Source organism: Neisseria sp. GT4A_CT1 (assembly GCF_000227275.1).
GTDB lineage: Bacteria > Pseudomonadota > Gammaproteobacteria > Burkholderiales > Neisseriaceae > Neisseria.
In genome coordinates this window covers 71,296-97,515 of sequence record NZ_JH164968.1, presented here as the reverse complement: position 1 = coordinate 97,515, position 26,220 = coordinate 71,296, and the positions used below count along the sequence as shown (strand labels likewise).

General features: G+C 51.4%; 27 protein-coding genes, 4 tRNA genes and 4 pseudogenes. 14 read left to right on the top strand and 21 right to left on the bottom strand.

Annotated elements, in window-relative coordinates; translation table 11 throughout:
* The 4 genes and pseudogenes from HMPREF1028_RS09200 to HMPREF1028_RS09185 form a co-directional block, all read left to right on the top strand.
* Positions 1 to 245: IS5/IS1182 family transposase (locus HMPREF1028_RS09200; RefSeq protein WP_009312527.1), on the top strand; the 245-nt coding region annotated here is incomplete at its 5' end.
* A gap of 202 nt (positions 246 to 447) precedes the next feature.
* Positions 448 to 765: pseudogene (locus HMPREF1028_RS09195) on the top strand (IS30 family transposase); the annotation flags it as partial.
* A 294-nt stretch (positions 766 to 1,059) separates the two neighbouring features.
* Positions 1,060 to 1,530 carry a 23S rRNA (pseudouridine(1915)-N(3))-methyltransferase RlmH gene (rlmH, locus tag HMPREF1028_RS09190; protein WP_009312525.1) on the top strand — a complete coding sequence of 157 codons (471 nt, stop codon included), beginning with the start codon at positions 1,060 to 1,062 and terminating at the stop codon, positions 1,528 to 1,530.
* Between the two features lie 303 nt (positions 1,531 to 1,833).
* Positions 1,834 to 2,286 carry a type IV pilin protein gene (locus tag HMPREF1028_RS09185; RefSeq protein ID WP_009312524.1) on the top strand — a complete coding sequence of 151 codons (453 nt, stop codon included), beginning with the start codon at positions 1,834 to 1,836 and terminating at the stop codon, positions 2,284 to 2,286.
* Between the two features lie 286 nt (positions 2,287 to 2,572).
* Here the strand turns inward: HMPREF1028_RS09185 and lysA are convergent, their stop codons facing one another.
* Positions 2,573 to 3,793 (bottom strand): diaminopimelate decarboxylase, encoded by a 1,221-nt coding sequence (gene lysA / locus HMPREF1028_RS09180; protein WP_009312523.1) that lies wholly within the window; start codon positions 3,791 to 3,793, stop codon positions 2,573 to 2,575.
* Positions 3,794 to 3,804: 11 nt separating this feature from the next.
* Positions 3,805 to 3,975 (bottom strand): lipoprotein, encoded by a 171-nt coding sequence (locus HMPREF1028_RS09175; protein WP_003755649.1) that lies wholly within the window; start codon positions 3,973 to 3,975, stop codon positions 3,805 to 3,807.
* A 70-nt stretch (positions 3,976 to 4,045) separates the two neighbouring features.
* On the opposite strand from HMPREF1028_RS09175, the gene cyaY reads away from it, so the two are divergent.
* Together cyaY and luxS are read left to right on the top strand one after the other, a co-directional pair.
* Positions 4,046 to 4,369 carry an iron donor protein CyaY gene (gene cyaY, locus HMPREF1028_RS09170; RefSeq protein ID WP_009312522.1) on the top strand — a complete coding sequence of 108 codons (324 nt, stop codon included), beginning with the start codon at positions 4,046 to 4,048 and terminating at the stop codon, positions 4,367 to 4,369.
* 54 nt (positions 4,370 to 4,423) lie between these two features.
* Positions 4,424 to 4,930: an S-ribosylhomocysteine lyase gene (gene luxS, locus HMPREF1028_RS09165; RefSeq protein WP_009312521.1), complete on the top strand. Its 507-nt coding sequence runs from the start codon at positions 4,424 to 4,426 to the stop codon at positions 4,928 to 4,930.
* Between the two features lie 77 nt (positions 4,931 to 5,007).
* Here luxS and HMPREF1028_RS14775 read toward each other — a convergent pair.
* The 6 genes and pseudogenes from HMPREF1028_RS14775 to HMPREF1028_RS09135 form a co-directional block, all read right to left on the bottom strand.
* A pseudogene (locus HMPREF1028_RS14775) lies at positions 5,008 to 5,124 on the bottom strand (IS5/IS1182 family transposase); the annotation flags it as partial.
* A 25-nt stretch (positions 5,125 to 5,149) separates the two neighbouring features.
* Positions 5,150 to 5,491, bottom strand: a complete 342-nt coding sequence (locus tag HMPREF1028_RS09160; protein ID WP_009312520.1) for a hypothetical protein — start codon at positions 5,489 to 5,491, stop codon at positions 5,150 to 5,152.
* Between the two features lie 251 nt (positions 5,492 to 5,742).
* Positions 5,743 to 6,657: a patatin-like phospholipase family protein gene (locus HMPREF1028_RS09155; RefSeq protein ID WP_009312519.1), complete on the bottom strand. Its 915-nt coding sequence runs from the start codon at positions 6,655 to 6,657 to the stop codon at positions 5,743 to 5,745.
* Positions 6,658 to 7,034: 377 nt separating this feature from the next.
* Positions 7,035 to 8,888, bottom strand: a complete 1,854-nt coding sequence (locus HMPREF1028_RS09150) for an ABC transporter ATP-binding protein (protein ID WP_003755630.1) — start codon at positions 8,886 to 8,888, stop codon at positions 7,035 to 7,037.
* 764 nt (positions 8,889 to 9,652) lie between these two features.
* Positions 9,653 to 9,907, bottom strand: coding sequence for a hypothetical protein (locus HMPREF1028_RS09140; protein ID WP_009312518.1), 255 nt, complete (start codon positions 9,905 to 9,907; stop codon positions 9,653 to 9,655).
* A gap of 279 nt (positions 9,908 to 10,186) precedes the next feature.
* Positions 10,187 to 11,188 (bottom strand): thiamine ABC transporter substrate-binding protein, encoded by a 1,002-nt coding sequence (locus HMPREF1028_RS09135; RefSeq protein WP_009312517.1) that lies wholly within the window; start codon positions 11,186 to 11,188, stop codon positions 10,187 to 10,189.
* Between the two features lie 62 nt (positions 11,189 to 11,250).
* Here HMPREF1028_RS09135 and HMPREF1028_RS09130 point away from each other — a divergent pair, with 62 nt between their 5' ends.
* From HMPREF1028_RS09130 to HMPREF1028_RS09110, 5 genes are all read left to right on the top strand, one after another.
* Complete coding sequence (locus tag HMPREF1028_RS09130; RefSeq protein WP_009312516.1) at positions 11,251 to 11,907, top strand: pyrimidine 5'-nucleotidase; 657 nt, start codon at positions 11,251 to 11,253, stop codon at positions 11,905 to 11,907.
* Between the two features lie 62 nt (positions 11,908 to 11,969).
* On the top strand, positions 11,970 to 12,260 hold the full coding sequence (locus HMPREF1028_RS09125) for a hypothetical protein (protein WP_009312515.1): 291 nt from the start codon (positions 11,970 to 11,972) through the stop codon (positions 12,258 to 12,260).
* Between the two features lie 109 nt (positions 12,261 to 12,369).
* Positions 12,370 to 12,561 carry a hypothetical protein gene (locus tag HMPREF1028_RS09120; protein WP_009312514.1) on the top strand — a complete coding sequence of 64 codons (192 nt, stop codon included), beginning with the start codon at positions 12,370 to 12,372 and terminating at the stop codon, positions 12,559 to 12,561.
* 113 nt (positions 12,562 to 12,674) lie between these two features.
* A complete protein-coding gene (gene glmU, locus HMPREF1028_RS09115; protein WP_009312513.1) occupies positions 12,675 to 14,048 on the top strand; it encodes a bifunctional UDP-N-acetylglucosamine diphosphorylase/glucosamine-1-phosphate N-acetyltransferase GlmU in 1,374 nt (457 codons plus the stop codon).
* Positions 14,049 to 14,220: 172 nt separating this feature from the next.
* On the top strand, positions 14,221 to 14,733 hold the full coding sequence (locus tag HMPREF1028_RS09110; RefSeq protein ID WP_009312512.1) for a DUF4189 domain-containing protein: 513 nt from the start codon (positions 14,221 to 14,223) through the stop codon (positions 14,731 to 14,733).
* A 385-nt stretch (positions 14,734 to 15,118) separates the two neighbouring features.
* On the opposite strand, the gene HMPREF1028_RS09105 is transcribed toward HMPREF1028_RS09110, so the two are convergent.
* From HMPREF1028_RS09105 to HMPREF1028_RS09095, 3 genes and pseudogenes are all read right to left on the bottom strand, one after another.
* On the bottom strand, positions 15,119 to 15,571 hold the full coding sequence (locus tag HMPREF1028_RS09105) for a type IV pilin protein (RefSeq protein ID WP_009312509.1): 453 nt from the start codon (positions 15,569 to 15,571) through the stop codon (positions 15,119 to 15,121).
* 303 nt (positions 15,572 to 15,874) lie between these two features.
* Positions 15,875 to 15,985: pseudogene (locus tag HMPREF1028_RS09100) on the bottom strand (23S rRNA (pseudouridine(1915)-N(3))-methyltransferase RlmH); the annotation flags it as partial.
* A 208-nt stretch (positions 15,986 to 16,193) separates the two neighbouring features.
* Positions 16,194 to 16,269: transfer RNA gene (locus HMPREF1028_RS09095), tRNA-Phe, on the bottom strand.
* Between the two features lie 257 nt (positions 16,270 to 16,526).
* Between HMPREF1028_RS09095 and HMPREF1028_RS09090 the strand changes: the two genes are divergently transcribed.
* Complete coding sequence (locus HMPREF1028_RS09090; protein ID WP_036529546.1) at positions 16,527 to 17,096, top strand: hypothetical protein; 570 nt, start codon at positions 16,527 to 16,529, stop codon at positions 17,094 to 17,096.
* A 113-nt stretch (positions 17,097 to 17,209) separates the two neighbouring features.
* On the opposite strand, the gene groL is transcribed toward HMPREF1028_RS09090, so the two are convergent.
* The 3 genes from groL to groES form a co-directional block, all read right to left on the bottom strand.
* Entirely contained in the window at positions 17,210 to 18,844 is a 1,635-nt protein-coding gene (groL, locus tag HMPREF1028_RS09085; RefSeq protein ID WP_003744506.1) for a chaperonin GroEL, read from the bottom strand.
* A gap of 115 nt (positions 18,845 to 18,959) precedes the next feature.
* Complete coding sequence (locus tag HMPREF1028_RS14770) at positions 18,960 to 19,238, bottom strand: hypothetical protein (protein WP_009312502.1); 279 nt, start codon at positions 19,236 to 19,238, stop codon at positions 18,960 to 18,962.
* Between the two features lie 17 nt (positions 19,239 to 19,255).
* A complete protein-coding gene (groES, locus tag HMPREF1028_RS09080; protein ID WP_003755668.1) occupies positions 19,256 to 19,543 on the bottom strand; it encodes a co-chaperone GroES in 288 nt (95 codons plus the stop codon).
* 414 nt (positions 19,544 to 19,957) lie between these two features.
* Between groES and HMPREF1028_RS09075 the strand changes: the two genes are divergently transcribed.
* Positions 19,958 to 21,973 (top strand): TonB-dependent receptor, encoded by a 2,016-nt coding sequence (locus tag HMPREF1028_RS09075; protein ID WP_009312498.1) that lies wholly within the window; start codon positions 19,958 to 19,960, stop codon positions 21,971 to 21,973.
* A 209-nt stretch (positions 21,974 to 22,182) separates the two neighbouring features.
* Here HMPREF1028_RS09075 and HMPREF1028_RS09070 read toward each other — a convergent pair whose 3' ends face one another.
* From HMPREF1028_RS09070 to HMPREF1028_RS09050, 5 genes are all read right to left on the bottom strand, one after another.
* A complete protein-coding gene (locus tag HMPREF1028_RS09070) occupies positions 22,183 to 22,536 on the bottom strand; it encodes a hypothetical protein (protein WP_009312496.1) in 354 nt (117 codons plus the stop codon).
* Positions 22,537 to 22,783: 247 nt separating this feature from the next.
* On the bottom strand, positions 22,784 to 23,305 hold the full coding sequence (locus tag HMPREF1028_RS09065) for a hypothetical protein (RefSeq protein WP_009312494.1): 522 nt from the start codon (positions 23,303 to 23,305) through the stop codon (positions 22,784 to 22,786).
* 229 nt (positions 23,306 to 23,534) lie between these two features.
* Positions 23,535 to 23,610 (bottom strand) — tRNA-His (locus HMPREF1028_RS09060).
* 10 nt (positions 23,611 to 23,620) lie between these two features.
* Positions 23,621 to 23,697 (bottom strand) — tRNA-Arg (locus HMPREF1028_RS09055).
* A gap of 29 nt (positions 23,698 to 23,726) precedes the next feature.
* Positions 23,727 to 23,804: transfer RNA gene (locus HMPREF1028_RS09050), tRNA-Pro, on the bottom strand.
* A gap of 238 nt (positions 23,805 to 24,042) precedes the next feature.
* On the opposite strand from HMPREF1028_RS09050, the gene folD reads away from it, so the two are divergent.
* Positions 24,043 to 24,894 (top strand): bifunctional methylenetetrahydrofolate dehydrogenase/methenyltetrahydrofolate cyclohydrolase FolD, encoded by an 852-nt coding sequence (gene folD, locus HMPREF1028_RS09045; RefSeq protein ID WP_009312491.1) that lies wholly within the window; start codon positions 24,043 to 24,045, stop codon positions 24,892 to 24,894.
* Between the two features lie 68 nt (positions 24,895 to 24,962).
* On the opposite strand, the gene prmC is transcribed toward folD, so the two are convergent.
* Together prmC and HMPREF1028_RS09035 are read right to left on the bottom strand one after the other, a co-directional pair.
* On the bottom strand, positions 24,963 to 25,790 hold the full coding sequence (gene prmC / locus HMPREF1028_RS09040; RefSeq protein WP_009312489.1) for a peptide chain release factor N(5)-glutamine methyltransferase: 828 nt from the start codon (positions 25,788 to 25,790) through the stop codon (positions 24,963 to 24,965).
* Between the two features lie 51 nt (positions 25,791 to 25,841).
* Positions 25,842 to 26,220 (bottom strand): annotated as a pseudogene (locus tag HMPREF1028_RS09035) (sel1 repeat family protein); the annotation flags it as partial.

Here is a 26,220-nt window from a genome sequence, read left to right as displayed (position 1 = left end):
ACGGCATTATGCGCAAAGCCCACTGCAACCGTCCGCTGACGGAAGCGCAAACCAAACGCAACCGATATTTATCGAAGACCCGTTATGTGGTCGAACAAAGCTTCGGTACGCTGCACCGTAAATTCCGCTACGCCCGGGCAGCCTATTTTGGTCTGTGTAAAGTGAGTGCGCAAAGTCATCTGAAGGCGATGTGTTTGAACCTGTTGAAAGCGGCTAACAGGCTAAGTGTGCCTGTTGCCGCCTAAAAGGCGGCCCGGATGCCTTATGTATGAGGTATCCGGGGAGGATTAAGGGGGTATTTGGGTAAAATTAGGAGTGATTGGGGGCGAAAACAGCCGAAAACCTGTGTTTGGGTTTTGGCTGTTGGGGGAAAAGGAATTTTGCAAAGGTCTCTATCTGTACTGTCTGCGGCTTCGTCGCCTTGTCCTAATTTAAATTTAATCCACTATAAAGGTACATAAAGCCAGAGTCCACACCATCATCATGGATAACGGCAAAGAGTTCTACCAACACACCAAAATACCCAAAGCATTAAAGGCGGAAACCTATTTTTGCCACCCTTACCATTCGTGGGAGAAAGGGCTGAATGAAAACACCAACGGACTCATCCGACAATATTTCCCCAAACAGACCGATTTCCGAAATATCAGCAATCGGGAGATACGCAGGGTTCAAGATGAGTTGAACCACCGGCCAAGAAAAACACTTGGCTACGAAACGCCAAGTGTTTTATTCTTAAATCTGTTCCAACCACTGGTACCCTAGTGTTGCACTTGAAATCCGAATCCAAGGACCCCTTGACCGAACAATATAGTGGATTAACTTTAAATCAGGACAAGGCGACGAAGCCGCAGACAGTACAGATAGTACGGAACCGATTCACTTGGTGCCTCAGCACCTTAGAGAATCGTTCTCTTTGAGCTAAGGCGAGGCAACGCCGTACTGGTTTAAAGTTAATCCACTATAAAAATATCGGCTTTAGAAATCCCGTTTCACCATCATTCAAACCAAAAGGTCGTCTGAAAACTTTCAGACGACCCCATCCGACCAAGGAAACCCATGAACATCACCGTCCTCGCCGTCGGCACCAAAATGCCCCGCTGGGTTGACGAAGCCGTCGGCGAATACGCCAAACGCTTCGGACGCGACGTCGCCTACACCCTCAAAGAAATCAAACCCGAAAAACGCGGCGCAGGCGTCAACGCCGCACAAGGCATGGCGGCGGAAGAAAAACGCATCCTCGAAGCCATCCCCCAAGGCGCATTCCTCATCGTCCTCGACGAACGCGGCAAAGCCCCGACCTCCGTCGAGCTGGCGGAACACCTCAAAAGCTGGCAGCAAAACGGCGAACACGTCTGCTTCGTCATCGGCGGCGCCGACGGCATGACCGACCGCCTCAAACAACAAGCCCGCATGATGATGCGCCTCTCCAGCCTCACCCTCCCGCACGGCATGGTGCGCGTCCTGCTGACCGAACAGCTCTACCGCGCCGTCTCCATCCTCCACAACCATCCCTATCACCGCGAATAACAAAAGCCGTACCCGCAGGCAGGCTTCGCGTGTCCACCGCATAAGTCGGGCGCAGGCGTATCTGTTGCGAATTAAATACATCAAGAAATAGTAAACTAGGAAATATTCAGATATTGTTTGAACGCCCGCCATAAGGACGATAAGATACCGACCTCATTTTATAAGGGATTGATTCAGAAACAGTTCGGCTTGCCGCAGGCAACTTTGCCGTATGGTTTTGAAGTGCGAAAGCTTCAATCCCCATTTTGATACCACACAACGATAAAGATGAAATGTCCGGTTTATTTTTCGAAAGGGGGCGGAATGAAGGAAATTCAGCGGGGATTTTCTTTGTCTCAATTGGTTTTTACCATCATGATGGTGGGGATTTTAACGTCGATTGCCTACCCGTCTTACCAAAAATATGTTGAAAATACCAAGCTGCAGGAAGTGCGGGCCGCCATGTTGGAAAACGCCCAATTTCTGGAGCGTTTTTATCAAAAAAACGGAAGTTTCAAACAAAGTTCCACCCAATGGCCGGATTTGCCGATTAAGGAAATCGGCGATTTTTGCATCAAGGTGCAAGGCGACGCCAAAGGCACGCCGGACGGGCGGTTTACCCTGAAGGCAGTAGCGCGGTCGGATCAAAATCCCAAGGTATTGAAGATCAACGAAAGCTTTGTCACAGTATCGTGTGAAACGACCGAAAGCACCTGCGAAGACAAGGCGCAGCATTTCGCCAATACGGACAAATCATGCAAGATATTTGAGTCTTGAGGCACGATAGCAAAAGGTCGTCTGAAACCTAAATTGGTTTGCCGTTGTGCTTTTTCGGTGACAGTGCAGTGAAGGGACAGATATTGGATTGGGTATCGTTCGTCTTGGGTCAGTTGCGTGTGACTCATATGGAAAGTTGCACTTCAAATCCGAATCCGCCGTCGTCTGAAAACGGATAGGGAGCGCACCCCCAAACTGAAAGGCTTTGATTTAAAGTTAATCCACTATACTTAATCTTTAGCCCATAAACCCGCTTGGTGGCTTATGGGCTATAAACGATCAAATCTTATAAACAAGCCATTTCGTTTGCCATTTGCTGTTCTAAGGTTTCGCGTCGGCGGATAAGCCGGTATTCGCTGCCGTCCACCAAGACTTCCGCCGCCCGGTTGCGTGTGTTGTAATTGCTTGCCATGCTGGCACCGTATGCACCTGCGCTGCGGATAACCAGCAAATCGCCTTCTTCGCAGGCAAGGGTGCGGTCTTTGCCGAGGAAGTCGCCGGTTTCGCAAATTGGGCCGACGATGTCGGCGGTCAGCGGCGGGATATTTTTTGGTTCTACCGCTTCGATGTGGTGGTAAGCATCATATAGGGCGGGGCGCATGAGGTCGTTCATGGCGGCATCGACCATGACGAAGTTTTTCTCTTCGCCGTGTTTGACGAACTCGACGCGCGCCAGCAGCGAACCTGCGTTGCCGACCAGGCTGCGGCCGGGTTCGAGGATGAGTTTCAGACGACGTGTACCGATCAGTTTTTGAACCGCTTGGGCATACGCGCCCAAATCGGGGACGGTTTCGTCTCGATAAACGATGCCGACGCCGCCGCCTAAGTCTAAATGTTCTAAAACGATGCCTTCGGCGGCAAGTGCGTCAACCAAAATCAAAATGCGCTCGCAGGCTTCGATAAGCGGGCTGAGGTCGGTCAGTTGCGAACCGATGTGGCAGTCAATGCCGATGATTTTGAGGTGGCTTTGGCGGGCGGCGTGGCGGTAGGCTTCGAGCGCGTCAGCGTAGGCGATGCCGAATTTGTTGGCTTTCAGGCCTGTGGAGATGTAGGGATGGGTTTTGGCATCGACATCGGGGTTGACGCGCAGGGAGACGGGGGCGGTTTTGCCCAAGCGTTCGGCAACCTTTTGAATGCGGTCGATTTCGGGGATGCTTTCCATATTGAAGCATTTCACGCCTGCATGCAGCGCGAACTCGATTTCCGCCTCGCTTTTGCCCACGCCTGAAAAGATGGTTTTCGCCGCGTCGCCGCCCGCCGCCAAAACGCGCGCCAATTCGCCGCCGGAGACGATGTCGAAACCGCTGCCCAACGAGGCGAAGTGCTTGATGATGCTCAGATTGCCGTTTGCCTTGACGGCGTAGCAGACGAGCGGGGAAAGCGCGGCAAACGCGGTTTGGTAGTTTTCAAATGCTTCGGTCAGCGCGGATTGGCTGTACACATAAAGCGGCGTGCCGAATTCTTCGGCAAGGCGGGAGTAAGGGACTTGTTCGCAATGCAGGGTCATGTTGGTAAGGTTTAATCGTTGGTTTGATTGGTAGGTTCTTTGGAAGAATGGATTTTCAGGCCGGTTTGGACCACGCCGAAACGCGCCTTGTCGCCTTCTTTGGGCAGGTAGAGGTCGCCTTTGTAACCGCAGGCTGAAAGCAGGAGGGCGGTTGCCGCCGCAAAAAATACGCCGTATTTCATCGGTAAACTTCCTTCATAAGCGCGAATGTGGCAAGATTCGGTATCTTAAACAAAAAACACACAAAAAGCCATGATGACCGAAAGCGAATTCATCCGCATGAGCGAAGAATTGTTCGAACACATCGAAGACCAAATCGACGAAAACGGCTGGGATTTCGACTGCCAGTTTGCCGGAAACGTCCTGACCATCGAAGCGGAGGACGGTACGCAAATCATCGTCAACCGCCACACGCCCAATCAGGAATTGTGGATTGCCGCAAAAAGCGGCGGCTACCATTTCGCAGAGCAAAACGGCAAATGGCTGGCAACGCGCGACGGACGGGATTTCTACGATGTTTTGAACGAAGCACTGAGCGCGGCTTCGGGCGAAGCGGTAAAGATTGACGAATTGTGATCGGACTCAGAAGCCCATCTCACACCCAAAATATTTACTCAAAAGGATAATCCAATGCCCCTGTTAGACAGTTTTAAAGTCGACCACACCCGTATGCACGCCCCTGCCGTGCGTGTGGCGAAAACCATGACCACGCCCAAAGGCGACACCATTACCGTATTCGACCTGCGCTTTTGCGTTCCCAACAAAGAAATCCTGTCCGAAAAAGGCATCCACACGCTGGAGCATTTGTTCGCAGGCTTTATGCGCGACCACTTGAACGGCAACGGTGTCGAAATCATCGATATTTCCCCGATGGGCTGCCGCACCGGTTTCTACATGAGCCTTATCGGCACGCCCGATGAGCAGCAGGTCGCCGACGCATGGCTCGCTTCAATGCAGGATGTGGTCAATGTCAAAGACCAAAGCAAAATCCCCGAGTTGAACGAATACCAATGTGGCACCTATCTGATGCACTCGCTTGCCGAAGCGCAGGAAATCGCGCAAAACGTCCTGACGCGCAAAGTGGCGGTGAATAAAAACGAAGAGCTGACGCTGGATGAAAGTTTGCTGAACGTTTAAACGATATGCTTGAAAAAAGGTCGTCTGAAAACGGGAAACCGAGTTTCAGACGACCTTTTGTTTGAATAGAAAAGATGGACAAAGTATAGTGGATTAACTTTAAACCAGTACGGCGTTGCCTCGCCTTGCCGTACTATCTGTACTGTCTGCGGCTTCGTCGCCTTGTCCTGATTTAAATTTAATCCACTATATCTATCGACACGGCAAACCGCGGACCGTTTACCGCCCTGCTTTGGTTCCGCCCGGACCGTACACGGCACCCCACGCGGCATCAAGCTGCTGCCCTGCCTGTTTCAATGTTTCCGCCTGTTGGCTTTTCACATTCATCGCCGCCTGAAGCTCGCCCTGCAAGCGGACGATGTCGGCTTGGGCTTTTTGCAGGCGGTATTGCGCATCTTCAAGGTCGCTTTGCAGGGAGATGATTTTGCTGTCGTTGCCGGTTTGCTGTTTCAGGGCGGCGCGGTAGGCGGAACGCGCGTTCATCAGATTGTCTTCTATGCTGTCTGCCGCTGCGTTCAGCGAAACGCCCATTAATATCAAGGCGATGAGTTTGTTGTTCATAAACATCCTTTGATGCCGTCCCGCGATGTATAGTGGATTAACTTTAAACCAGTACGGCGTTGCCTCGCCTTAGCTCAAAGAGAACGATTCTCTAAGGTGCTGAAGCACCAAGTGAATCGGTTCCGTACTATCTGTACTGTCTGCGGCTTCGTCGCCTTGTCCTGATTTAAATTTAATCCACTATATTAGAGGTCGTCTGAAAACGGAAAAGCTGTTTTCAGACGACCTTTTTGCTGCGGTAGGCTTGTTGGTTAATATTGATAGGCGGCGAGTTTGCGCTTGATTTCGGGCAAGGCGGCGCGGGCGGCTTCTTCACCCAGCTGGATGGCGCGTCGTTTTTGGTCGAAACCGCCGATAGAACCCATCTCCAACACTTGCGGTTTGATCACGACGTTTGCCTGACCCAATTCGTGTTGGAGCAGCGGAATGCTCATGACGTTGAACGTTTGGTCGAGGTAAGAGAAAAAGCCTTGGTTGACGTTTTTCACCGGACGGGCGGAAATATCGACGGCGATAATGAAATTGGCGCCTTGTTTTTTAGCCGCGCTGACGGGAACAGGCTGCGACAGACCGCCGTCAACGTATCGGCGGCCGCCAATCATGGTGGGTTGGAACACGTTGGGGATGGACGCGGACGCGCGGACTGCCTGTCCGACGTTGCCTCGGTTGAAGGCGACGGCTTTACCACTTTCAAAATCGGTGGCGACGGCGGCGAATTTAATCGGCAATTGTTGGATGGGGCGGTTGCCGACTTTTTGGTTGATGTAGTTTTGCAGTTTTTCGCCTTTGATGAAGCCGCTGCTGGACAGGGTCAGGTCAACCAAGTCGGTTTTGCCCAAAATTTCGGCTTCGAGTTCGAGGCGGTCGGGCGACATGCCTGAAGCGTACAGGCTGCCGACGATGGAGCCTGCGGATGTGCCGGTCACGACTTTGACGGGAATATTGTTTTCTTTCAAGACCTTGATAATGCCAATATGGGCAAAGCCTTTGGATGCGCCGCCGCCGAGCGCAAGCGCGACCACGGCTTTGGGCTTGGCGGCATTCGCGGTATGGGTATTCGGCTTGGCACCCGATTTGTCGGAGGTGTGGCTCGGACAGGCAGCGAGCATGAGTACGACAGACGCTGTCAGCGTAGTGCGCAGTGTTTGAATCAGCAATGGTTTCATTTTCAGACGACCTTTATAGATGGATTTTTGGTTTGGAACATATTGTCAGCCGAATGGCGCGAAACCTGTCGCGGTATGCGCTCCGTCGTGTTTTTATCGGCGCGGCTGCGGTATAGTGGATTAAATTTAAATCAGGACAAGGCGAGGCAACGCTGTACTGGTTTAAAGTTAATCCACTATAAAGTGGCAGAAAACCTGTTGCCCGCTTGGTCATGAAAACAGGCGGAATCAGGGGAACAGGCAATCTGCCATCCGCCTTGTCAAGCGGCACAAGCGGGAAGTTTAGCGCATCGTTATGCCGAAATCAAAAAAGGTCGTCTGAAACCTGATTTTCGGTTTCAGACGACCTTTTGCTTGCCCGCTTTATCAGGCGGTTTTTAATGCTCCCACTCGACGTGTTCGTTGAGGAAACCGCCGCTCTGGTGCGCCCAAAGTTTGGCGTAGAGGCCTTGTTTTTCGAGGAGTTCGGCGTGGCTGCCTTCTTCGATGATGCGGCCTTTGTCCAAGACGATGAGCCTGTCCATCGCGGCGATGGTGGAGAGGCGGTGGGCGATGGCGATGACGGTTTTGCCGTCCATCATTTTGTCGAGGCTTTCTTGGATGGCGGCTTCGACTTCGGAGTCAAGCGCGCTGGTGGCTTCGTCGAGCAGCAGAATCGGCGCGTCTTTGAGCATGACGCGGGCGATGGCGATGCGTTGGCGTTGGCCGCCGGAGAGTTTCACGCCGCGTTCGCCGACGTGCGCGTCATAGCCGCGCCGTCCTTTGGCGTCGGAAAGGTTGGGGATGAAGTCGGCGGCTTCGGCGCGTTCGGCGGCGGAAATCATTTCGGCGTCGGTGGCGTCGGGGCGGCCGTAAACGATGTTGTCGCGCACGGAACGGTGCAGCAGCGAGGTGTCTTGCGTCACTAGACCGATTTGGGCGCGCAGGCTTTCTTGGGTCACGCTGTCCACGTTTTGCCCGTCAATCGAAATCGTGCCGCTTTGCGGTTCGTAGAAGCGCAAAAGCAGGTTGACGATGGTGGATTTGCCCGCACCGCTGCGCCCGATCAAACCGACTTTTTCGCCCGGGCGGATGGTGAGGTTGAAGCCGTTGAGCAGCGGTTTGCCGGCTTCGTAGGAGAAATCGACGTGTTCGAACTTGATTTCGCCTTGCGACACTTTCAGCGGCAGGGCGTTCGGCTTGTCGAGGATGGTTTGCGGTTTGGACAGGGTTGCCATGCCGTCGTTGACGGTGCCGATGTTTTCAAACAATCGGGCGGATTCCCACATGATGTATTGCGACAGACCGTTGACGCGCAACGCCATGGCGGTGGCGGTCGCCACTGCGCCGACGCCGACTTGTCCGTGATACCAAAGCCAGATGCCCAGCGCGGTCGTGCCGGCGGTCAGCGAGCTGTTGACGATGAAGCTGCATGTGTGCAGGAGCGTCGCCAAACGCATTTGGGCGTGTACCGTAACCATAAATTCTTCCATCGACTGCTTGGCGTAGGCCGCCTCGCGCGCGCCGTGGGAGAAGAGTTTGACGGTGGTGATGTTGGAATAGGCGTCGGTAATACGGCCGGTCATCAGCGAGCGCGCATCCGCCTGACGCGAAGCGGTTTTGCCGAGCTTGGGAATCAGGAAGCGCATCACTAAGGCGAAGCCAATCATCCAGCCGATAAAGGGCAGCAGCAGCCAGCCGTCGAGCGCGACCAAAATCACGCCGGAGGTGATGAAATACACCAGCACATAAACGACCATGTCGGCAACCGTCATCACCACGTCGCGCAACGCCAGCGCGGTCTGCATGACTTTGGCGGACACGCGGCCGGCAAATTCGTCCTGATAGAAACCGAGGCTCTGCCCCAGCATCAGGCGGTGGAAATTCCAGCGCAGGCGCATGGGGAACACGCCTTGCAGGGTTTGCAGGCGCACGTTGGATGCGAGGAAGGTCCAGAGGGCGAAAAACACCATCATCGCCGCCATCGCCGTCAACGCCCAGCCTTTTTCGGCAAACAGGGTGGCGGGCGTGTATTTGCCGAGCCAGTCCACGACTTTGCCCATAAATTGAAACAACAGGGCTTCCATGATGCCGATACCGGCGGTAAACACCGCCAAAACGGCAATCCATTTGCGCAAGCCTTCGATGTTGCTCCAGATAAAACGCCACAGCCCTTTTTCAGGCGTTTTCGGGGCGGCTTCGGGGTAAGGGTCGATTCGGGATTCGAACCATGAGAATATTTTTTGAATCATTGTATTGGGTTTAATTGAGAGAGAATGGATTTCAGACGACCTCTACGGTGGGGACAGGTCGTCTGAAAACAAGTATCGGGAGTTAAAGGCATTATTTTACGGGAAAAAACGGCGGGAAGACACTGTAAGGAAGTCGGGACGGGCAAAGTGCCGTGATTGATGAGGGGTCGTCTGAAACAGCGTGCCGATAAGGAATACGGCTTTTATAGTGGATTAACTTTAAACCAGTACGGCGTTGCCTCACCTTAGCTCAAAGAGAACGATTCTCTAAGGTGCTGAAGCACCAAGTGAATCGGTTTCGTACTATCTGTACTGTGTCTGCGGCTTCGTCGCCTTGTCCTGATTTAAATTTAATCCACTATATATCCGTCCTTATATGGTCAAATCGCCGCTGAAATCCGTATCGAACCCATCGGCGTATCGGCTTATATCCATTCCAATTTTATTTTGAACGGACTGAAGCCAAAAAACAAAACCGAAAAAAATGTGCTTGTTCTCAGGCGTCACGCCGAATATGCCGTCACTTTGATGCGAAATTTGCAGGTCACTCAATATAGACAAGAAGCTGTCCAGATTTTGCCTGATGTCTTCTATAGTGGATTAACTTTAAATCAGGACAAGGCGAGGCAACGCCGTACTGGTTTAAAGTTAATCCACTATATCTCGCTTTTTTGAAGTTCCTCAATCAACAGGACTTCATTATCCAGACCAATAATGGTGGGCAACTTGGTCAGTTTTTCATAAATCGCTTTCACAGACATTTTTCAATACCGGTAAATCCGACGCGCGGGATACGGGCGCGGGTAAGGCGGGTAGGGATAGCCGTAGCGGTGTACCGGCTCGCTGTCCTGATAAATGACGGTTGTCCCCGGCGGGGCGTTGACGGTAACGGTTTTGTTGATGGTGGTTTGGGAATGGACGGGCAGGTCGAGGACGGTGGTGCGGCCGTAAGGGGTTTCGGTGTAGAAACAGCCGCCAAGTGCGGTCAGCGTGAAGGCGTAAAGTAGGGGCTTCTTCATGGGATTCCTTCATTCAAAACGAAACGGTAAGGGGTCGTCTGAAACGTGGTTTCGATCAGTTTGAAACCGTTTTGGGGTTTTCAGACGACCCTTTTTATCGCCAACATCCTTAACTTTAAATACGGCATATCATCAAATCCCGTCATTCCCGCCGTAGCCTGTCCTCGCGCAGGAGGGGCGGGAATGACGGCAACCGGTAAGTTTCGTATCGAAAATAAAGTCATTTGACTATCTCCAGCCGACAGGATGGGGCGGCGGTTTTTCAGACGACCTTTCCGCTTACCTTAACACAGTCTTCGTCCAGCGGCTGACCCATTGTTTCTGCTTGGTGTCGATGTCGTTGCGGCTGGGCGAGTCGGTGTGTTTCGGGGCTTGGGCGAACTCGAAGACTTTGGGCAGCGGCGTGTTTTTCACGGCGGGATAGACCCACATTTCGGTCGGCAGGGCTTTTTGCACTTCGCCGCTTTGCAGCCACTGTACAAGTTTCGCCGCCAGCTCGGGCTGTTTCGCGCCTTTCAAAACCGCCGCGCCTTCGACTTGGCGGAACACGCCGCCTTTGAGGAAGAGGTTGCCGGTCGGCGGCACGCTGTATTTGCCTTTGGAGTAGTGGACTTCGGCGGCGGGGCTGGCGGCGTAGCTGACGACGAGCGGGTAGGCGCCGCCGTTTTGGGTGAAGTCGGTGTAATAGGCTTCACTCCAGCCTTTGGCGACTTTCACGCCGTTTTGACGCATCTGCGCCCACCATTTGAACGCGCCCTCTTCGCCCATGCCGCCGATGTTCGCCATCAGGAAGGCGAGTCCGGGCGAGGAAGTGGCGGGCGAGGGCGTAACCAGCAGGTTTTTATATTCGGGGCGGGTCAAGTCCTGCAAGGTTTTGGGCAGCGGCAGTTTTTTCTGTTCAAACCATTTTTTGTCGTAATTGAGGGTAACGTAGCCGTAATTCACTGCCGCGATGACGGGCATCCCCGCTGAAACGGGTGCGGATTTGGGCTGCGCCGCCGCCAATATGCCCGCTTCGCGCGCTTTGCCGATGTTGGCATTGTCCAAACCGTAAACCGCGTCGGCAATCGGGTTGGCCTTGCTGAGAATCAGCTTGTTGAGCATTTCGTTGCCGCTGCCCGCCTTGATAACGGAGACTTTGGCGTCGTTGGCTTTTTCAAACTGCGCGATGACGGATTGGGGCAGGCTGAAGGATTTGTGCACGGCAAGGCGCACTTCGGTCTGGGCGGATAAGTTTGCCGAAGCCAGCAAGAGGGCGAGGGCGGATAATTTCAGTTTCATTCTCTAACCTTTGTACGGGTAAAATACGAAACATCATAACAAAATCCGCACCAACACACGACATGAACCTTTCCCCCGTCTGGCTATTCGACCTCGACAACACGCTGCACAACGCCGATGCAGGCATTTTCTACATCATCAACCGCGCCATGACCGACTACATGGCGCAACGCCTCAAGCTCTCCGAAGAAGCGGCATCCGACCTGCGTCAGGACTATTGGCACCGGTACGGCGCGACGCTTGCCGGCCTGCAAATCCACCATCCCGAAATCGACATCCGCGAATTTCTGCGCGAAAGCCATCCCATCGCGCAAATCTTGGCAAAATTGCAGGGCATGGAGGGAACCGAAAGCGTTTTAGGTCGTCTGAAAGGACGCAAAGCCGTTTTTTCCAACGGCCCTTCGTTTTACGTCCGCGCTATCATCGGGGCATTGGGTTTGGCAAACCGTTTTGACGCACTCTTCGGCACGGACGACTTCGGACTGCGCTACAAGCCCGACCCGCAAGCCTACCTGACCGTCTGCCGCCTGCTCGACGCCACGCCCGAACAGTGCATCATGATCGACGACAGCGCGGACAACCTGCACCAAGCCAAAGAGCTGGGCATGAAAACCGTATGGTTCGGCAGCAAAGCCCATCCCCTGCCCTTTACCGACGCCGTTGCAAAAGATATGCAGGCGCTCGCCGAATGTGCCGAAAAACTGTCGGCACTCGTCTGAAACCTTTACAATATCGGGTTTGAACAACGGCACCAAGCCGCCCGACTACAAGGACAACCATCATGCGATACACCGCCCTCATCCTCGCCACCGCAGCCGCCCTGACCGGCTGTACCTGGGAAACCTACCAAAACGAATCCGGCCATACCTCCCTGCGCCCCAAATACGAAAAAGGCACGCGCATCTATTACGAAGACGGCACCTACTCCCGCGATATGCGTTACAACCAATACCGCCCCGAACGCCGCACCCTCAAACCGCTGCACGGCGACCAAGAAAACGTACGCGGCACGACATGGAACAAACCCCAAGGCGCCGGACACGCTGCGCCCGAAACGCAAACTGAAGAATAATCCGCCCGCAGAGGTCGTCTGAAACCGTTTTTTTCCGTTTCAGACGACCTCAAACATAACCGCCATCCCGTTCGTCCCATGCCTGCCGTCTTTCAAAAAGGAGAAAACCATGCGCCCCCTCGCCCTGATTTTCGTTACCGCCGCCATCCTGAGCGGCTGCACCACAGACCGCTACGACTTCGACAGCCGTCCCGCCGACACATCCGCGCGCACGCCCCTGAAACCGACCACACTCGACCGCTTGGAACACGGCAGCCATGCCGACTCGTACCGCTGGAACCCCAAACCCAATAAACCATAATCCCCACGTCCGCACACCAAACCCAAATAAAAAGGTCGTCTGAAACCCCAAAACCCCGTTCAGAAGACCCCCAAATACCCCCTTCATCAACATTGCATTCGAGAAAGCCCATCATGTCCGCCACACCCCTCAACATCGTCATCCTCGCCGCCGGCAAAGGCACGCGCATGTATTCCAAAATGCCCAAAGTGCTGCACCGCATCGGCGGCCTTCCCATGGTCGAGCGCGTTATCGACACCGCCGCCGCGCTTCATCCGCAAAACATCTGCGTCGTCATCGGACACGGCAAAGACCAAGTTTTGGACACCGTCAAACGCGACGTCTTCTGGGTCGAACAAACCGAACAGCTCGGCACCGGCCACGCCGTCAAAACCGCCCTGCCCCACCTTTCCGCCGAAGGCCGCACGCTGGTGCTGTACGGCGACGTCCCCCTGATTGACACCGCCACCCTCGAAACCCTGCTCGAAGCCGCAGGCAGCGAAGTCGGCCTGTTGACCGACGTTCCCGCCGACCCGACAGGCTTGGGCCGCATCATCCGCGACAGCCAAGGCAGCGTAACCGCCATCGTCGAAGAAAAAGACGCCGATGCCGCCCAAAAAGCCGTCCGCGAAATCAACACAGGCATCCTCGTCCTGCCCAACGCCAAACTCGAAAACTGGCTGAACAGCCTCTCCAGTAACAACGCCCAAGGCGAATACTACCTGACCGACCTCATCGCCAAAGCCGTTGCCGACGGCATCAAAGTCCACCCCGTCCAAGTGCGCGCCTCCCACCTCGCCGCCGGCGTGAACAACAAACTCCAGCTCGCCGAACTCGAACGCATCTTCCAAACCGAACAGGCGCAAGCCTTGCTCAAAGCAGGCGTTACCCTGCGCGACCCCGCCCGCTTCGACTTAAGAGGTCGTCTGAAACACGGACAAGACGTCGTGATTGACGTCAACGTCGTCCTCGAAGGCGACATCGAAATCGGCGACAACGTCGAAATCGGCGCAAACTGCGTCATCAAAAACGCCAAAATCGGCGCAAACAGCAAAATCGCCCCCTTCTCCCACCTCGAAGACTGCGAAATCGGACAAAACAACCAAATCGGCCCCTACGCCCGCCTGCGTCCGCAAGCCCGCCTTTCAGACGACGTACACGTCGGCAACTTCGTCGAAATCAAAAACGCCGCCATCGGCAAAGGCACCAAAGCCAACCACCTCACCTACATCGGCGACGCCGAAGTCGGCAGCAAAACCAACTTCGGCGCAGGCACGATCATTGCCAACTACGACGGCGTGAACAAATACAAAACCGTTATCGGCGACGAAGTCCGCATCGGCTCCAACTGCGTCCTAGTCGCCCCCGTCACCCTCGGCAACAAAGTAACCACAGGCGCAGGCAGCACGATTACCAAAAACGTCGAAGACAACAAACTCGCCCTCGCCCGCGCTCGCCAAACCGTGATCGAAGGCTGGGTGCGTCCGGAAAAAGGCGATAAGAAATAAGGTGTAAACTGCATTACGCCTATTTTCATACCTCGCACCCACCCAAAAGGTCGTCTGAAAGAGGCGAACGAGTTTTGCCCAAACGAGTTCCACGTTTTCAGACGACCTTTGAGTTAACCAGTAGGCTCGGAACAAACCCGAAGATCCGAAAAAAGACAAGGAAGATGACTCGATGAAAAAACTGTTTTTGATGATATTCGGATTAATGGTTTCAAATATTTCTATTGCCAATCCGACATATGACGTAACAAACGGGGCTTTACAGAATGATCCTGCATTATGCAGTTATGGGTACAATCCCAACTGTTCTTCGGGAAATACCTCCCCACCTCCTAAAAAAATTATCTATCACGATGTGGTCATACCTCCAAAATTCGGGGCTTTGGCTTATAGTCAGAAAGCGGGACATATTGCTGGCTCTTTAAATCATGACTCTCTAGCGGAAGCGCAAAGAGAAGCTGTGAAGAGATGTCAACAGGGCAGTCGAAATACACCTTGCAAACCTACAAAATGGATTAGAAACGGCTGTTTGGCTGTAGCTCAAGGTAAAATAAAAAATAAATTTGTTCTTGCTGAAGCAGGAGGAACTCAAGGTACTGTCGAGCAACTGGCTTTACAAAACTGTAAGGCAAGAGGAGCAACAGAATGTAAGATTTTGATGTCTGAAGGCTGTTCTCTTCCCTAAGTGATGATATAGAAGGTCGTCTGTCGGGCATCGCACCGCCGACAATGAGTCCGTAGCGTGGGCTTTGCCCACGAAATCTTCTATTTAATAATCTAAATCAGACAACAGCCGAATGGGCATCTATTTCGGCATTTATCTCGCGGACAAAGTCCACGCTACTCGTTACAGCAACAGCAACCTGTCCCTTCCCCCGTCCGGCGAGGGAAGGTTAGGATGGGGGTGGCTTTGCGACTTTAGGTCAAATCAAATTCGTACAACCCGTAGAGCCACCCTCTCCCCAGCCCTCTCCCGCCGGACGGGAGAGGGGGCAGGTTTGCAAGTTAAAACGAGGTCGTCTGAAAACTCTGAGATTTGAGTTTCAGACGACCTTTTTGCTATCGATGCCTCAAGACTCAAATATCTTGCATGATTTGTCCGTATTGGCGAAATGCTGCGTCTTGTCTTCACAGGTGCTTTCGGTCGTTTCACACGATACCGTGACAAAGCTTTCGTTGATTTTCAATACCTTGGGATTTTGATCCGACCGCGCTACTGCCTTTAGGGTAAACCGCCCGTCCGGCGTGCCTTTGGCGTCGCCTTGCACCTTGATGCAAAAATCGCCGATTTCCTTAATCGGCAAATCCGGCCATTGGGTAGAGCTTTGTTTGAAACTTCCGTTTTTTTGATAAAAACGCTCCAGAAATTGGGCGTTTTCCAGCATGGCGGCCCGCACTTCCTGCAGCTTGGTATTTTCAACATATTTTTGGTAAGACGGGTAGGCAATCGACGTTAAAATCCCCACCATCATGATGGTAAAAACCAATTGAGACAAAGAAAATCCCCGCTGAATTTCCTTCATTCCGCCCCCTTTCGAAAAATAAACCGGACATTTCATCTTTATCGTTGTGTGGTATCAAAATGGGGATTGAAGCTTTCGCACTTCAAAACCATACGGCAAAGTTGCCTGCGGCAAGCCGAACTGTTTCTGAATCAATCCCTTATAAAATGAGGTCGGTATCTTATCGTCCTTATGGCGGGCATTCAAACAATATCTGAATATTTCCCAGTTTACTATTTCTTTATGTATTGAATTCGCAACAGATACGCCTGCGCCCGATTTATGCGGTGGACACACGAAGCCTGCCTGCGGGAACGGCTTTTGCTATTCGCGGTGGTAGGGATGGTTGTGGAGGATGGAGACGGCGCGGTAGAGCTGTTCGGTCAGCAGGACGCGCACCATGCCGTGCGGGAGGGTGAGGACGGTGATGTTCATGGGGTTCCTTGGTCGGATGGGGTCGTCTGAAAGGTTTCAGACGACCTTCGTTTTGTATTTCAAATACAAAAAACGTTTCGATTAGCGGAAAGGGGCAGGGTCAGATAACAGAATGAACTGAAAATTGTGGGATGTCTTATCGACAGGGATTGGCTTGATGATGCTTGATGGCATGAGATAAAAAAATAACCGCCTTAGGCGGTTTTTGTGGTGGCCAGAGGCGGAATCGAACCGCCGACACACGGATTTTCAATCCGTTGCTCTACCAACTGAGCTATCTGGCCTTTGTCTGCATTGCAGGGAAGTGGGCATTAAACCAAAAACAACGGGTTCATGCAAGGTTTATTTTGAAATGGTGCGGAGATATTTTATAAACTTTTGTTTTAGCTTAAATTAAATTTCGATGATTTTCAACGAAATTCGCCAGATATTGGCTATCGACGCCCATAATTTTTTCCTTCGGGGAGGATTGTTGATTTCAGACGACCTATGTGTCGTTTTAAGATACAATCGCTTTTTTGTTTCTGAAGATATCTGTTTGATGTTGTATGATTTTTTAAAAGATATGTGGGATATTCTGCGTCTGCGCTATAAAAATCCTGCTGATTATTTCTATACGCTGCCCGTCATTTTGGCGATTTTGCTGCTGTTGGGCATGATTAATGCGGCAGATATGTCGACCTTGCTCGGCGTCAGCACTGCCGCCGTTGTCTTTGGCGTGTTGGTTACCGTTATAAAGTGGCTGATTTTGAGCCGCGTGATGCGTCATGTTTTGAGCAGAAACGGCGCGCCGCGCCTGCCTTTATGGGGATTCATCTTGGCATCGGAGGCTCTGATGATTCCCGCGCTGCTTGTGTTTTATGTCCCACAGATTACGCCGCTGCTGATGTTTTGGAAAACTTGGGCGTTTTGGGTGCAGGCTGTCGGCTTGATGCAAATGGGTCAGGTTAAAGTTTGGACGGTATTCAAAGGCTATCTTTTGTACTTCTGCTGCATGGTTCTGATTATAGGGATTTTGATACAGCTATTTACACTGGCTGGCTGGTTCGATAAAGCAACGCTAATGCAAAACTTTAATGCGTTAACGGCTGCTATGGAGCAGGCGAGATAAGCTAGGGGTCGTCTGAAAATTCACCCTTCTCGTTTTCAGACGACCTTCTTTCAAAGAAAAAACCTGCACGGTTGTCCGTGCAGGTTTTTGTTTGCGCTCAGGTTTGGGCAACCTTACATCATGCCGCCCATTCCACCCATGCCGCCCATGTCAGGCATAGCTGGTTTTTCTTCAGGGATTTCGGCAATCATGCAGTCGGTCGTCAGCATCAGGCCGGCGATAGACGCGGCGTGTTGCAGCGCGGAACGGGTTACTTTGGCAGGGTCGAGTACGCCCATTTCGATCATGTCGCCGTATTCGCCGGAGCCTGCGTTGTAACCGTAGTTGCCTTTGCCTTCCAGCACTTTGTTCACCACTACGCTAGGCTCGCCGCCTGCGTTGGCAACGATTTGGCGCAGTGGAGACTCAACGGCACGCAAGACGATTTGTACGCCTGCGTCTTGGTCGGCATTGCCGGTGTGCAGGTTTTCCAGAGCGGCACGGGCGCGCAACAGGGCTACGCCGCCGCCGGCAACCACGCCTTCTTCAACGGCTGCGCGGGTAGCGTGCAGCGCGTCTTCCACGCGGTCTTTTTTCTCTTTCATTTCGACTTCGGTAGCGGCACCGACTTTAATCACTGCCACGCCGCCTGCCAATTTGGCAACGCGCTCTTGCAGTTTTTCTTTGTCGTAATCGCTGGTTGCGGTTTCGATTTGTTGGCGGATTTCGGCAACACGCGCTTCGATTTGGGCAGCGTCGCCGAAGCCGTCGATGATGGTGGTGTTTTCTTTACCGATTTCGATGCGTTTGGCTTGACCCAAGTCTTCCAAAGTGGCTTTTTCCAAAGACAGGCCGACTTCTTCGGCAATCACGGTGCCGCCGGTCAGAATGGCGATGTCTTGCAGCATGGCTTTACGGCGGTCACCGAAGCCCGGGGCTTTAACGGCAACGGTTTTCAGGATGCCGCGGATGTTGTTCACCACCAAAGTCGCTAAGGCTTCGCCTTCTACGTCTTCAGCGATGATCAAGAGCGGACGGCTGGCTTTTGCCACTTGTTCCAAAACAGGCAGCAGGTCGCGGATGTTGCTGATTTTTTTGTCGAACAACAATACAAAAGGATTGTCCAGCGCAGCGATTTGTTTTTCCGCGTCGTTGATGAAGTAAGGGGACAGGTAGCCGCGGTCGAACTGCATACCTTCGACGACATCCAATTCGTTTTCCAAAGATTTGCCGTCTTCAACGGTAATCACGCCTTCTTTGCCGACTTTTTCCATCGCTTCGGCAATAATCGCGCCGACTTGTTCGTCGGAGTTGGCGGAAATCGAGCCGACTTGGGCGATTTCTTTGGAAGTGTCGCAAGGTTTGGCGATGTTTTTCAGCTCTTCAACCAAAGCGGCAACGGCTTTGTCGATACCGCGTTTCAGGTCGGTCGGGTTCATGCCGGCGGTAACGTATTTCATGCCTTCGGCAACGATGGCTTGTGCCAGTACGGTGGCGGTAGTCGTACCGTCGCCCGCTACGTCATTGGTTTTGGACGCAACTTCTTTCACCATTTGCGCGCCCATGTTTTCGAATTTGTCTTTCAATTCGATTTCTTTAGCGACGGTAACGCCGTCTTTAGTGATGTGCGGGCCGCCGAATGCGCGGTCAACGACTACGTTGCGGCCTTTAGGACCTAAAGTTACGCGGACGGCGTTTGCCAGAGTGTTCACGCCGCTGACCATTTTTTGGCGGACTTCGTTACCGAACTGTACGTCTTTTGCTGCCATATTTTGATTCTCCTAATTTATTTAATACATTTGATTCTGTCTGAGGTCGTCTGAAAACGTTTGCTACCTTTTCAAGCGACGTATATGCTTATAATTTTGAGTATAGGTAATTCTTTCAGTCAAGAATATTGCCCTCTGAATCACGATCATAATCTGATCCACAATCGTTACACTCACCTATATCGCCATCTGCAAAAGGATAAAATACTTGTCCAGGATTATCTTCCTCTGGTACAAGCCCATAATTCTCCATCCATTCTGCATCAATTTTAGGATCAATAAAAAACAAAATACCATCATCTTGTTCTTCGTAGCCCACATCATTCGGAATAAGAAATGGTACTTCCACTTTTCCTGCCTGACATGATGGACAACTCACAAAAATTTTACGCATTAAGAAATATCCCCTTTTTATTCCACAATCCCGAAAATATCTTCTTCACGCATCACCAACAGCTCTTCGCCGTCGGCTTTTACGGTTTGACCGCTGTATTTGCCGAAAATCACTTTGTCGCCGACTTTAACATCCAGCGGACGGCGGTTGCCGTCTTTACCGATTTTGCCTGCACCCACGGCGATAACTTCGCCCATGTCGGGTTTTTCAGCGGCTGCGCCCGGCAAGACGATGCCTGATGCGGTTTTTTCTTCAGCTTCCAAGCGTTTGACGACGACACGGTCGTGTAAAGGACGGATGGTCATGTTTTATGCTCCGATAAATAGTTTGAAAACAATCATCTGCCTTCAGCCGGCAGATGCGGTTTGAAAAATAAGGCGGCAAGTTTGTCAACAAACTTACCTGAACACAGCGGCAAATTAGGGTTCGGCCCGATAAATTCAAGGGAAGAAGTAAAAATTTTCTATGCAGGGTCGTCTGAAAACGGACATGACAGATTGCGCACCATCTCTCAATACGGTTCAAACAGGCAAACATTTTCAGATGAACTTTTCCAGTCGGCAAGCTTCAAATGGTTCTATCAGCAAAAGGCATGAAACGATGGATGCAAACCTATGTACGCCTTTACAAAATAATATCCTATCTTTAAAATAAATAGAAATTATTATTAATAAATAGTTTATTTAAAGAACTGAAACTTATCCAATAAGGAAATTTACATGACTTCCCCCCTGTTCCGATTCAGCCTGCTTTCACTGGCACTCGCCGCCGGCTTTGCCCACGCGGAAAACGAAGCGAAAGAAAGCGTTACCCTTGATACTGTTACCGTCAAAGGTCAGGCTACAAGCGCCACACACCGTGTAACAACGAAACGTATGGAAGAAACGACTTCCACTGATTTAAAAGACGTATTGTTCAACGAACCCTCTATCAGTTTCGGCGGCGGCAACGGTCAGTCGCAATGGGTAACCATCCGAGGTATGGGACAAGACCAAATAGACTATAAAGTTGACGATACTTACACCGACAGCCAGATTTTCCACCACAACGGTCGTTTTATGCTCGACCCCGCATTGGTAAAAGTCGTTGCCGTGCAAAAAGGTACGGGTTCAGCCTCCGCAGGTATCGGCGCAACCAGCGGCGCGATTGTTGCCGAAACGGTTGAAGCCAAAGACTTACTGAGAGAAGGTCAAAACGTCGGTTTCAAAGTAAATGCTGGTATCAGCAGCAATAAAGGCTATTCGCGCGGCGCAAGCGTTTACGGTCAGGCAGGCGGTTTTGATGCTTTGGTTTCAGGCAATTTCGTGCGTGAAAAAGAATACACAGCAGGCAAAGGCTACCGTAATCTGCTCGGAAGCGATAAGGTTTTGAACAGTGCATTGGGTTCGCGCGGCTTGCTGGGCAAAATCGGCTATCGTTTCAACGAGGACAACCGTATTGAATTGAGCCACCGCCAAGAAAAACAATATGGAGAACGCGCCCTGCGCGAAGAATTCGATTTCTCGCAAGTATTCCAAACCGACCGCCGCACGGGTCAATACGTTTTGGATGCCAACGGCAACCGTATTCCGAATACCGCCAACAACTCGCCGCGTTACCGCACGCTGACCCAAGACACCACCAACTTGGAATTCAAAGGCGGAAACTTGGGCTTTATCGAAAAAATCAAAGCCAATGTTTACCGCTTGAATACCAAACGCGACGAAGCCCCCAATCCCAATTATGAATTGGACGGTGAAGTACGGACATACGGAGCCAACCTGAATCTTGACAGCCGTCTATTTGACCGCCATACCCTGAAATACGGAGTAAACTGGCGCAATCAAAAAAGCAGCTCAAATGGAGAAGGCGGCGAGAAGAAAAACGATGCCGGCGTATATGTAGAAGGTATTTGGGATTTGTCTCCGGTTACGCTGACCACAGGTCTGCGCTATGACCGTTGGAAAATGAAAACCAGCAGTAATACAGAAAATTCAGACGGCAACTTCAATCCAAGCATCGGGTTGGTTTATGATATTTCTCCCGAATTCTCTATCAACACCAGCCTGAACTATGCAACCCGCAGCCCCCGCCTGTACGAAGCAGCTTTAGCAAACAACAGGCCGATTGTTGCATCGCCTAACTTGAAAGCAGAACGCTCGCGAAATGCAGAAATTGGCTTTAACTACCACTGGAATTCTGCCCTAACACTGTCCGGCAGCTACTTCCACCAACAAATCAAAGATGTGCAAGCCATCCGCCAAGAAGGGCGAAACTACGTCTGGTATAACGGCGGCAAGCTGAAAAACAGAGGTTACGAACTGAACGCCGCCTACCGTTGGAAAGGTCTGACCGCCCGCGCAGGCGTAGCTTACAGCAGACCGAAGCTGAACGGAGATACCGCCGACATCGTGACAACCGCTATCCCGATGGGACGTACATGGACGACAGGTCTGTCGTACCAATTCGACAATCCGAACCTGGAAATCGGCTGGCGCGGACGTTATGTCCAAAATGCAGGCTATGCTCCGACCTCGCGTGGCTCTGACGTAGCTCTGAATGTTGTCCGCGCAGGCTACGGCGTCAACGATGTCTTCGCCAACTGGAAGCCGACGGGCAAAGACGACTTGAACGTCAACTTCGCCGTCAACAATGTCTTGAATAAAAACTACAAGCCGCACAGCCAACGCGCAGGTGCCAACTCCCTGCCTGAACCAGGCCGCGATATCCGCCTGAGCGTAAACTACCGCTTCTAAACATTGCGTAAAAGCAAAGACGTCGTCTGAAAAACTTCTGCTGTTTTCAGACGACGTCTCTTTGTTTGGAAAACCGTGTTTACCGGAAGACTGTTTGTTCAAATGTCCTTTCGGACAGCCTTGTCGCGTTCCGCTTCGGTTGAGTGAATATATTGCATCAGCGTTTGAATAAAAACGGTCAAATCACGCTGCCTTCAGATCACCTCAACTCATTTTTTAATTTTTATCTGATAAAATTTCTTCTGATCCTTACTTTCAAACCAGCCTACTGCGCCTCTTACATAATAAGATATTTCAACCGTAATATCTTGTTTGGTTATTGGGGTTCCGGAAATAACCGTTTCATTGTCCCATTTCCCAGTTACAGAGGAAACAGATAAACCCGAATCTTCAGGCGTAATGGTTGCGCGAAAAGAGTCAGGATATAATCTAAGCCCGCCGGTAAAGTTTACGCTTACTGAATAAGGTTGATTAAATTTTGCATCAGGCAATGATTCGACTTTGTGGGTTAAAGTACAGCTCGTGGCGAAGCAAGCTAGAGCAAATATAAACAATTTTTTCATTTTCTTTTTTCCTATGTTATTGCTTCAAAAACTATTGCCCCGAAGCCGGCGTTTAAAAACTTCTTTAAAGTTCTCTCTTTTTTGGATTCACTAAAATCTGTAAGATTCTTAAGCATCCCCAGTAAATAGTTTCAAATTTAATCTATCAGTCAGCCTGCTATATTGGTCAATTACTTCCCCCGTCACGAATGGCGGTTGGTTTTAGTGAAATACAGCGATATTTCGATTTGCTCCTTCAACCGGCAAATCATGCCAACTCTTCCCTCACGATTTCACGCCGCTTCCCTTGAGGATCAATAAGCTCAATGGTAATCGCATCCATACCATCCTGCCGTAGGCGATCAAAATCTATAATTTCACCATTTATCAGCTCTATTTTGCCGTTTTCATCGCAAAAATCTTCGCGTTCGGCTTCATAGTCGATATTGTAGAAAGCATGAACTTCAATTTGGTACAGCGTGTCATCCAAATCTTGCAGGGGGCGATTATTCAGAGAATCTTCAGAATGTTCATCGCACAACATGGCGTTGTAGCCGTGCCTACCGCCATCAAACAGTAGAATTTCCTGCCCGCTTTCAGGCTCAACGGCGACAACTTTAACCGGAGCGTTGTCTGTATCGGTGATCAGGTCGTCGTAAAATTTACCGTAATAACGGATGTAGAAACGGTTTGAACCATTATGGGCTATGGCAAAACGGTACTTGATACCGTCGAAACTATGCAGACTGTCAGCGTGAATATAAGGCTGCAAGTGGGTAGGGACGGGCATGATGGGTTCTCCTTTTCTCTAGGGAGTCTTCAGTTTCACAGAAAATTTGTTACTTTCAGAAGATTTGTTTTCAGACGACCTCAAAGTCACCTAAAAGTTTATCTTACATACCACGACACTTCAAAAGCCAAATACTTCAATTCTCACAGATGATACAAAAGTCCAATCGCTATTTGAAATGTAATAGACAATAAAAAATCCTGCATATTGCTATGCAGGATTTTTTATTTGGGGTGGCTGATGGGGCTCGAACCCACGACAACTGGAATCACAATCCAGGGCTCTACCAACTGAGCTACAGCCACCATTAACTTTTGGCACGCCCGACAGGAATCGAACCTGTAACCCCCGACTTAGAAGGTCGGTGCTCTATCCGGTTGAGCTACGGGCGCTCATGCCGATTCGTGCTGAATTTTTTGTGTGGTCGGGGCGGTGGGATTCGAACTCACGACCCTCTGCTCCCAAAGCAGATGCGCTAACCGGGCTGCGCTACGCCCCGACTGAAGAATGGGAATATACAGATACGCTGAAATCCTGTCAATCCAATTTGAGATCATTTTTCTTTTTTCTAAATTATCTGTTTATTTTTATTTAAAATTTAATTTTTTGCCTACTTCATATCGGGTGTAATGCCGTTCAAAAATACAGTTTCGGTTTTTGCTGTTATCCGACTGCCAAATCGGTTTAAAAATGCGATAATTGCGTTTGCTATTTATTGATAACCAAATGGAAATTTCATGACAGCCAAATTGATTGACGGTAAAAAAATATCGCAGGAGCGTTTGCAGCTGGTATCCGCTGCGGTAGCCAAGCGGCTTGAATCCGGATTGCGCGCGCCTTGTTTGGCCGTGGTGTTGGTCGGTGACAATCCTGCCAGTGCCGTATATGTCCGCAACAAAAAATCGGCATGCCAAAAATGCGGCATCCGGTCTTTGTCTTATGAGCTGCCTGCGTCGACTTCTCAGGAAGACTTGCTCAAGCTGATTGATGAATTGAACGGGAACGCGGAAGTAGACGGTATTTTGGTGCAGCTTCCGCTTCCTGAGGGCTTAGACAGTCAGGCTGTTTTGGAGCGTATCCATCCGGACAAAGATGTGGACGGTTTCCATCCTTATAACGTGGGTCGTTTGGTGGTAAAAATGCCGCTGATGCGCCCTTGTACGCCCAAGGGTGTGATGACGCTGCTGGAGGCTTACGGCATCGATCCGAAAGGCAAGAAGGCGGTGGTTGTCGGGGCATCGAATATTGTCGGACGCCCGCAGGCATTGGAGCTGCTGCTTGCCCGCGCCACGGTAACGATTTGCCACAGTGCGACGGAAAACTTGGACAAGGAAGTCGGGGCTGCCGATATTGTGGTGGTAGGCGTCGGGATTCCCAATTTTGTCAAAGGGGAATGGATTAAACCCGGCGCGGTGGTGATTGATGTCGGGATTAACCGTTTGGAAGATGGCAGCCTGTGCGGCGATGTGGAATTTGATGTGGCAAAAGAACGGGCGGGCATGATTACCCCGGTACCCGGTGGGGTCGGTCCGATGACAATTGCGACTTTATTGGAAAATACTTTACATGCTGCGATGCTGCATGACTAAACTACTGTAAACGGACACGATACGGCGGGCGGCAGATTGGCGGCTTCACTTTCAACCGCTGGAAAACATTATTCGATGTGGCGGAACATGCCTAAAGTCAATCTGTCCAGCCCTGCCAAATCTTGTTGCGTACTGACTTCGGCAAAGCCGTTTGCCGTCAAAATCTGCCGCACTGCTGCGCCTTGGTTGTAACCATGTTCCAGCAGCAGCCATCCGCCCTCTTTCAAAAACTCCGGCGCGCGCTGCGCCAGCTCTCGAATACAGCTCAAGCCGTCGGCAAAATCTGTCAACGCCGTTTGCGGCTCGAATCTCAAATCCCCTTGGCTCAAATGCTCGTCGCCGGCTTCGATATAAGGCGGATTGGAAACAATGACATCGAAGCGATGTTTGTCTTCAGACGACGTCTTATCCGTCTCAAACCATGAACCCAATGCAAACTCGACCCTTGCGCCCAGAGTTTCCGCGTTTTTACGGGCAATCGCCAACGCTCCGCCGCTGATATCGGAAGCGCGCACTACCGCATCCGTTCTTTCCAACGCCACCGTCACGGCAACCGCCCCGCTGCCCGTTCCCAAATCCCAAACCTGCCCGTTTGCAGGGAGATGCCCGATAACCGCCTCCACCAAATGCTCGGTTTCGGGACGGGGAATCAACACGTCGGGACTGACTTCAAACCATCGTCCGTAAAACTCCCGTCCGCCTAAAATATACGCCATCGGCTCGCCTTTCAGACGACGTGCCTGAAGGATATCCAGTTGCGCGGCTACTGCTTCCGGCAGCGGATCGGCGCCTTGCGTGACCAACTGCACACGGCTATAACCGCCTGCATGTTGCAGCAACATACGGGCTTCGAGTCTCGGCAACTGCGAATGGCGCAGCCATTGGTCTAAGGTCATGTCGTGTTTGTCCTGAGTTTGTACGGGTAACGGTGAGGGGTCCTGTTTATCTTAATCTTTGCGCGGCGGCCAATAGACGTCTTCTTTTTTGACGATGCCGCGTTTGAGAATGTCGGAGGCAAGGGCAGCGGTGTCAGGCGGATTTTGGTAGAACGCCGCGTCTTCCTTGCTCATTGCGGAGTAGATGCCTTTCCAGTGGGTTTTGGCGGGAGGCAGAGGGAGAACTTCATCTAGGCGCGGGAAGGTGTAGAAGGGGTTGCCACTTTTGGTATCTGTGCCTGTAAGTGCTGTATACAACTCGTGGTAAGCTGTTTCACGGACAGGATCAGCTGGGGTGGAAGCGAATTCCTTCATATAGGCTTTCGTTTTACCATAAACGTGACTCAAACGTAAAGCCGATTCTCCCCCACTTTCTCCTCCACAGCGCACT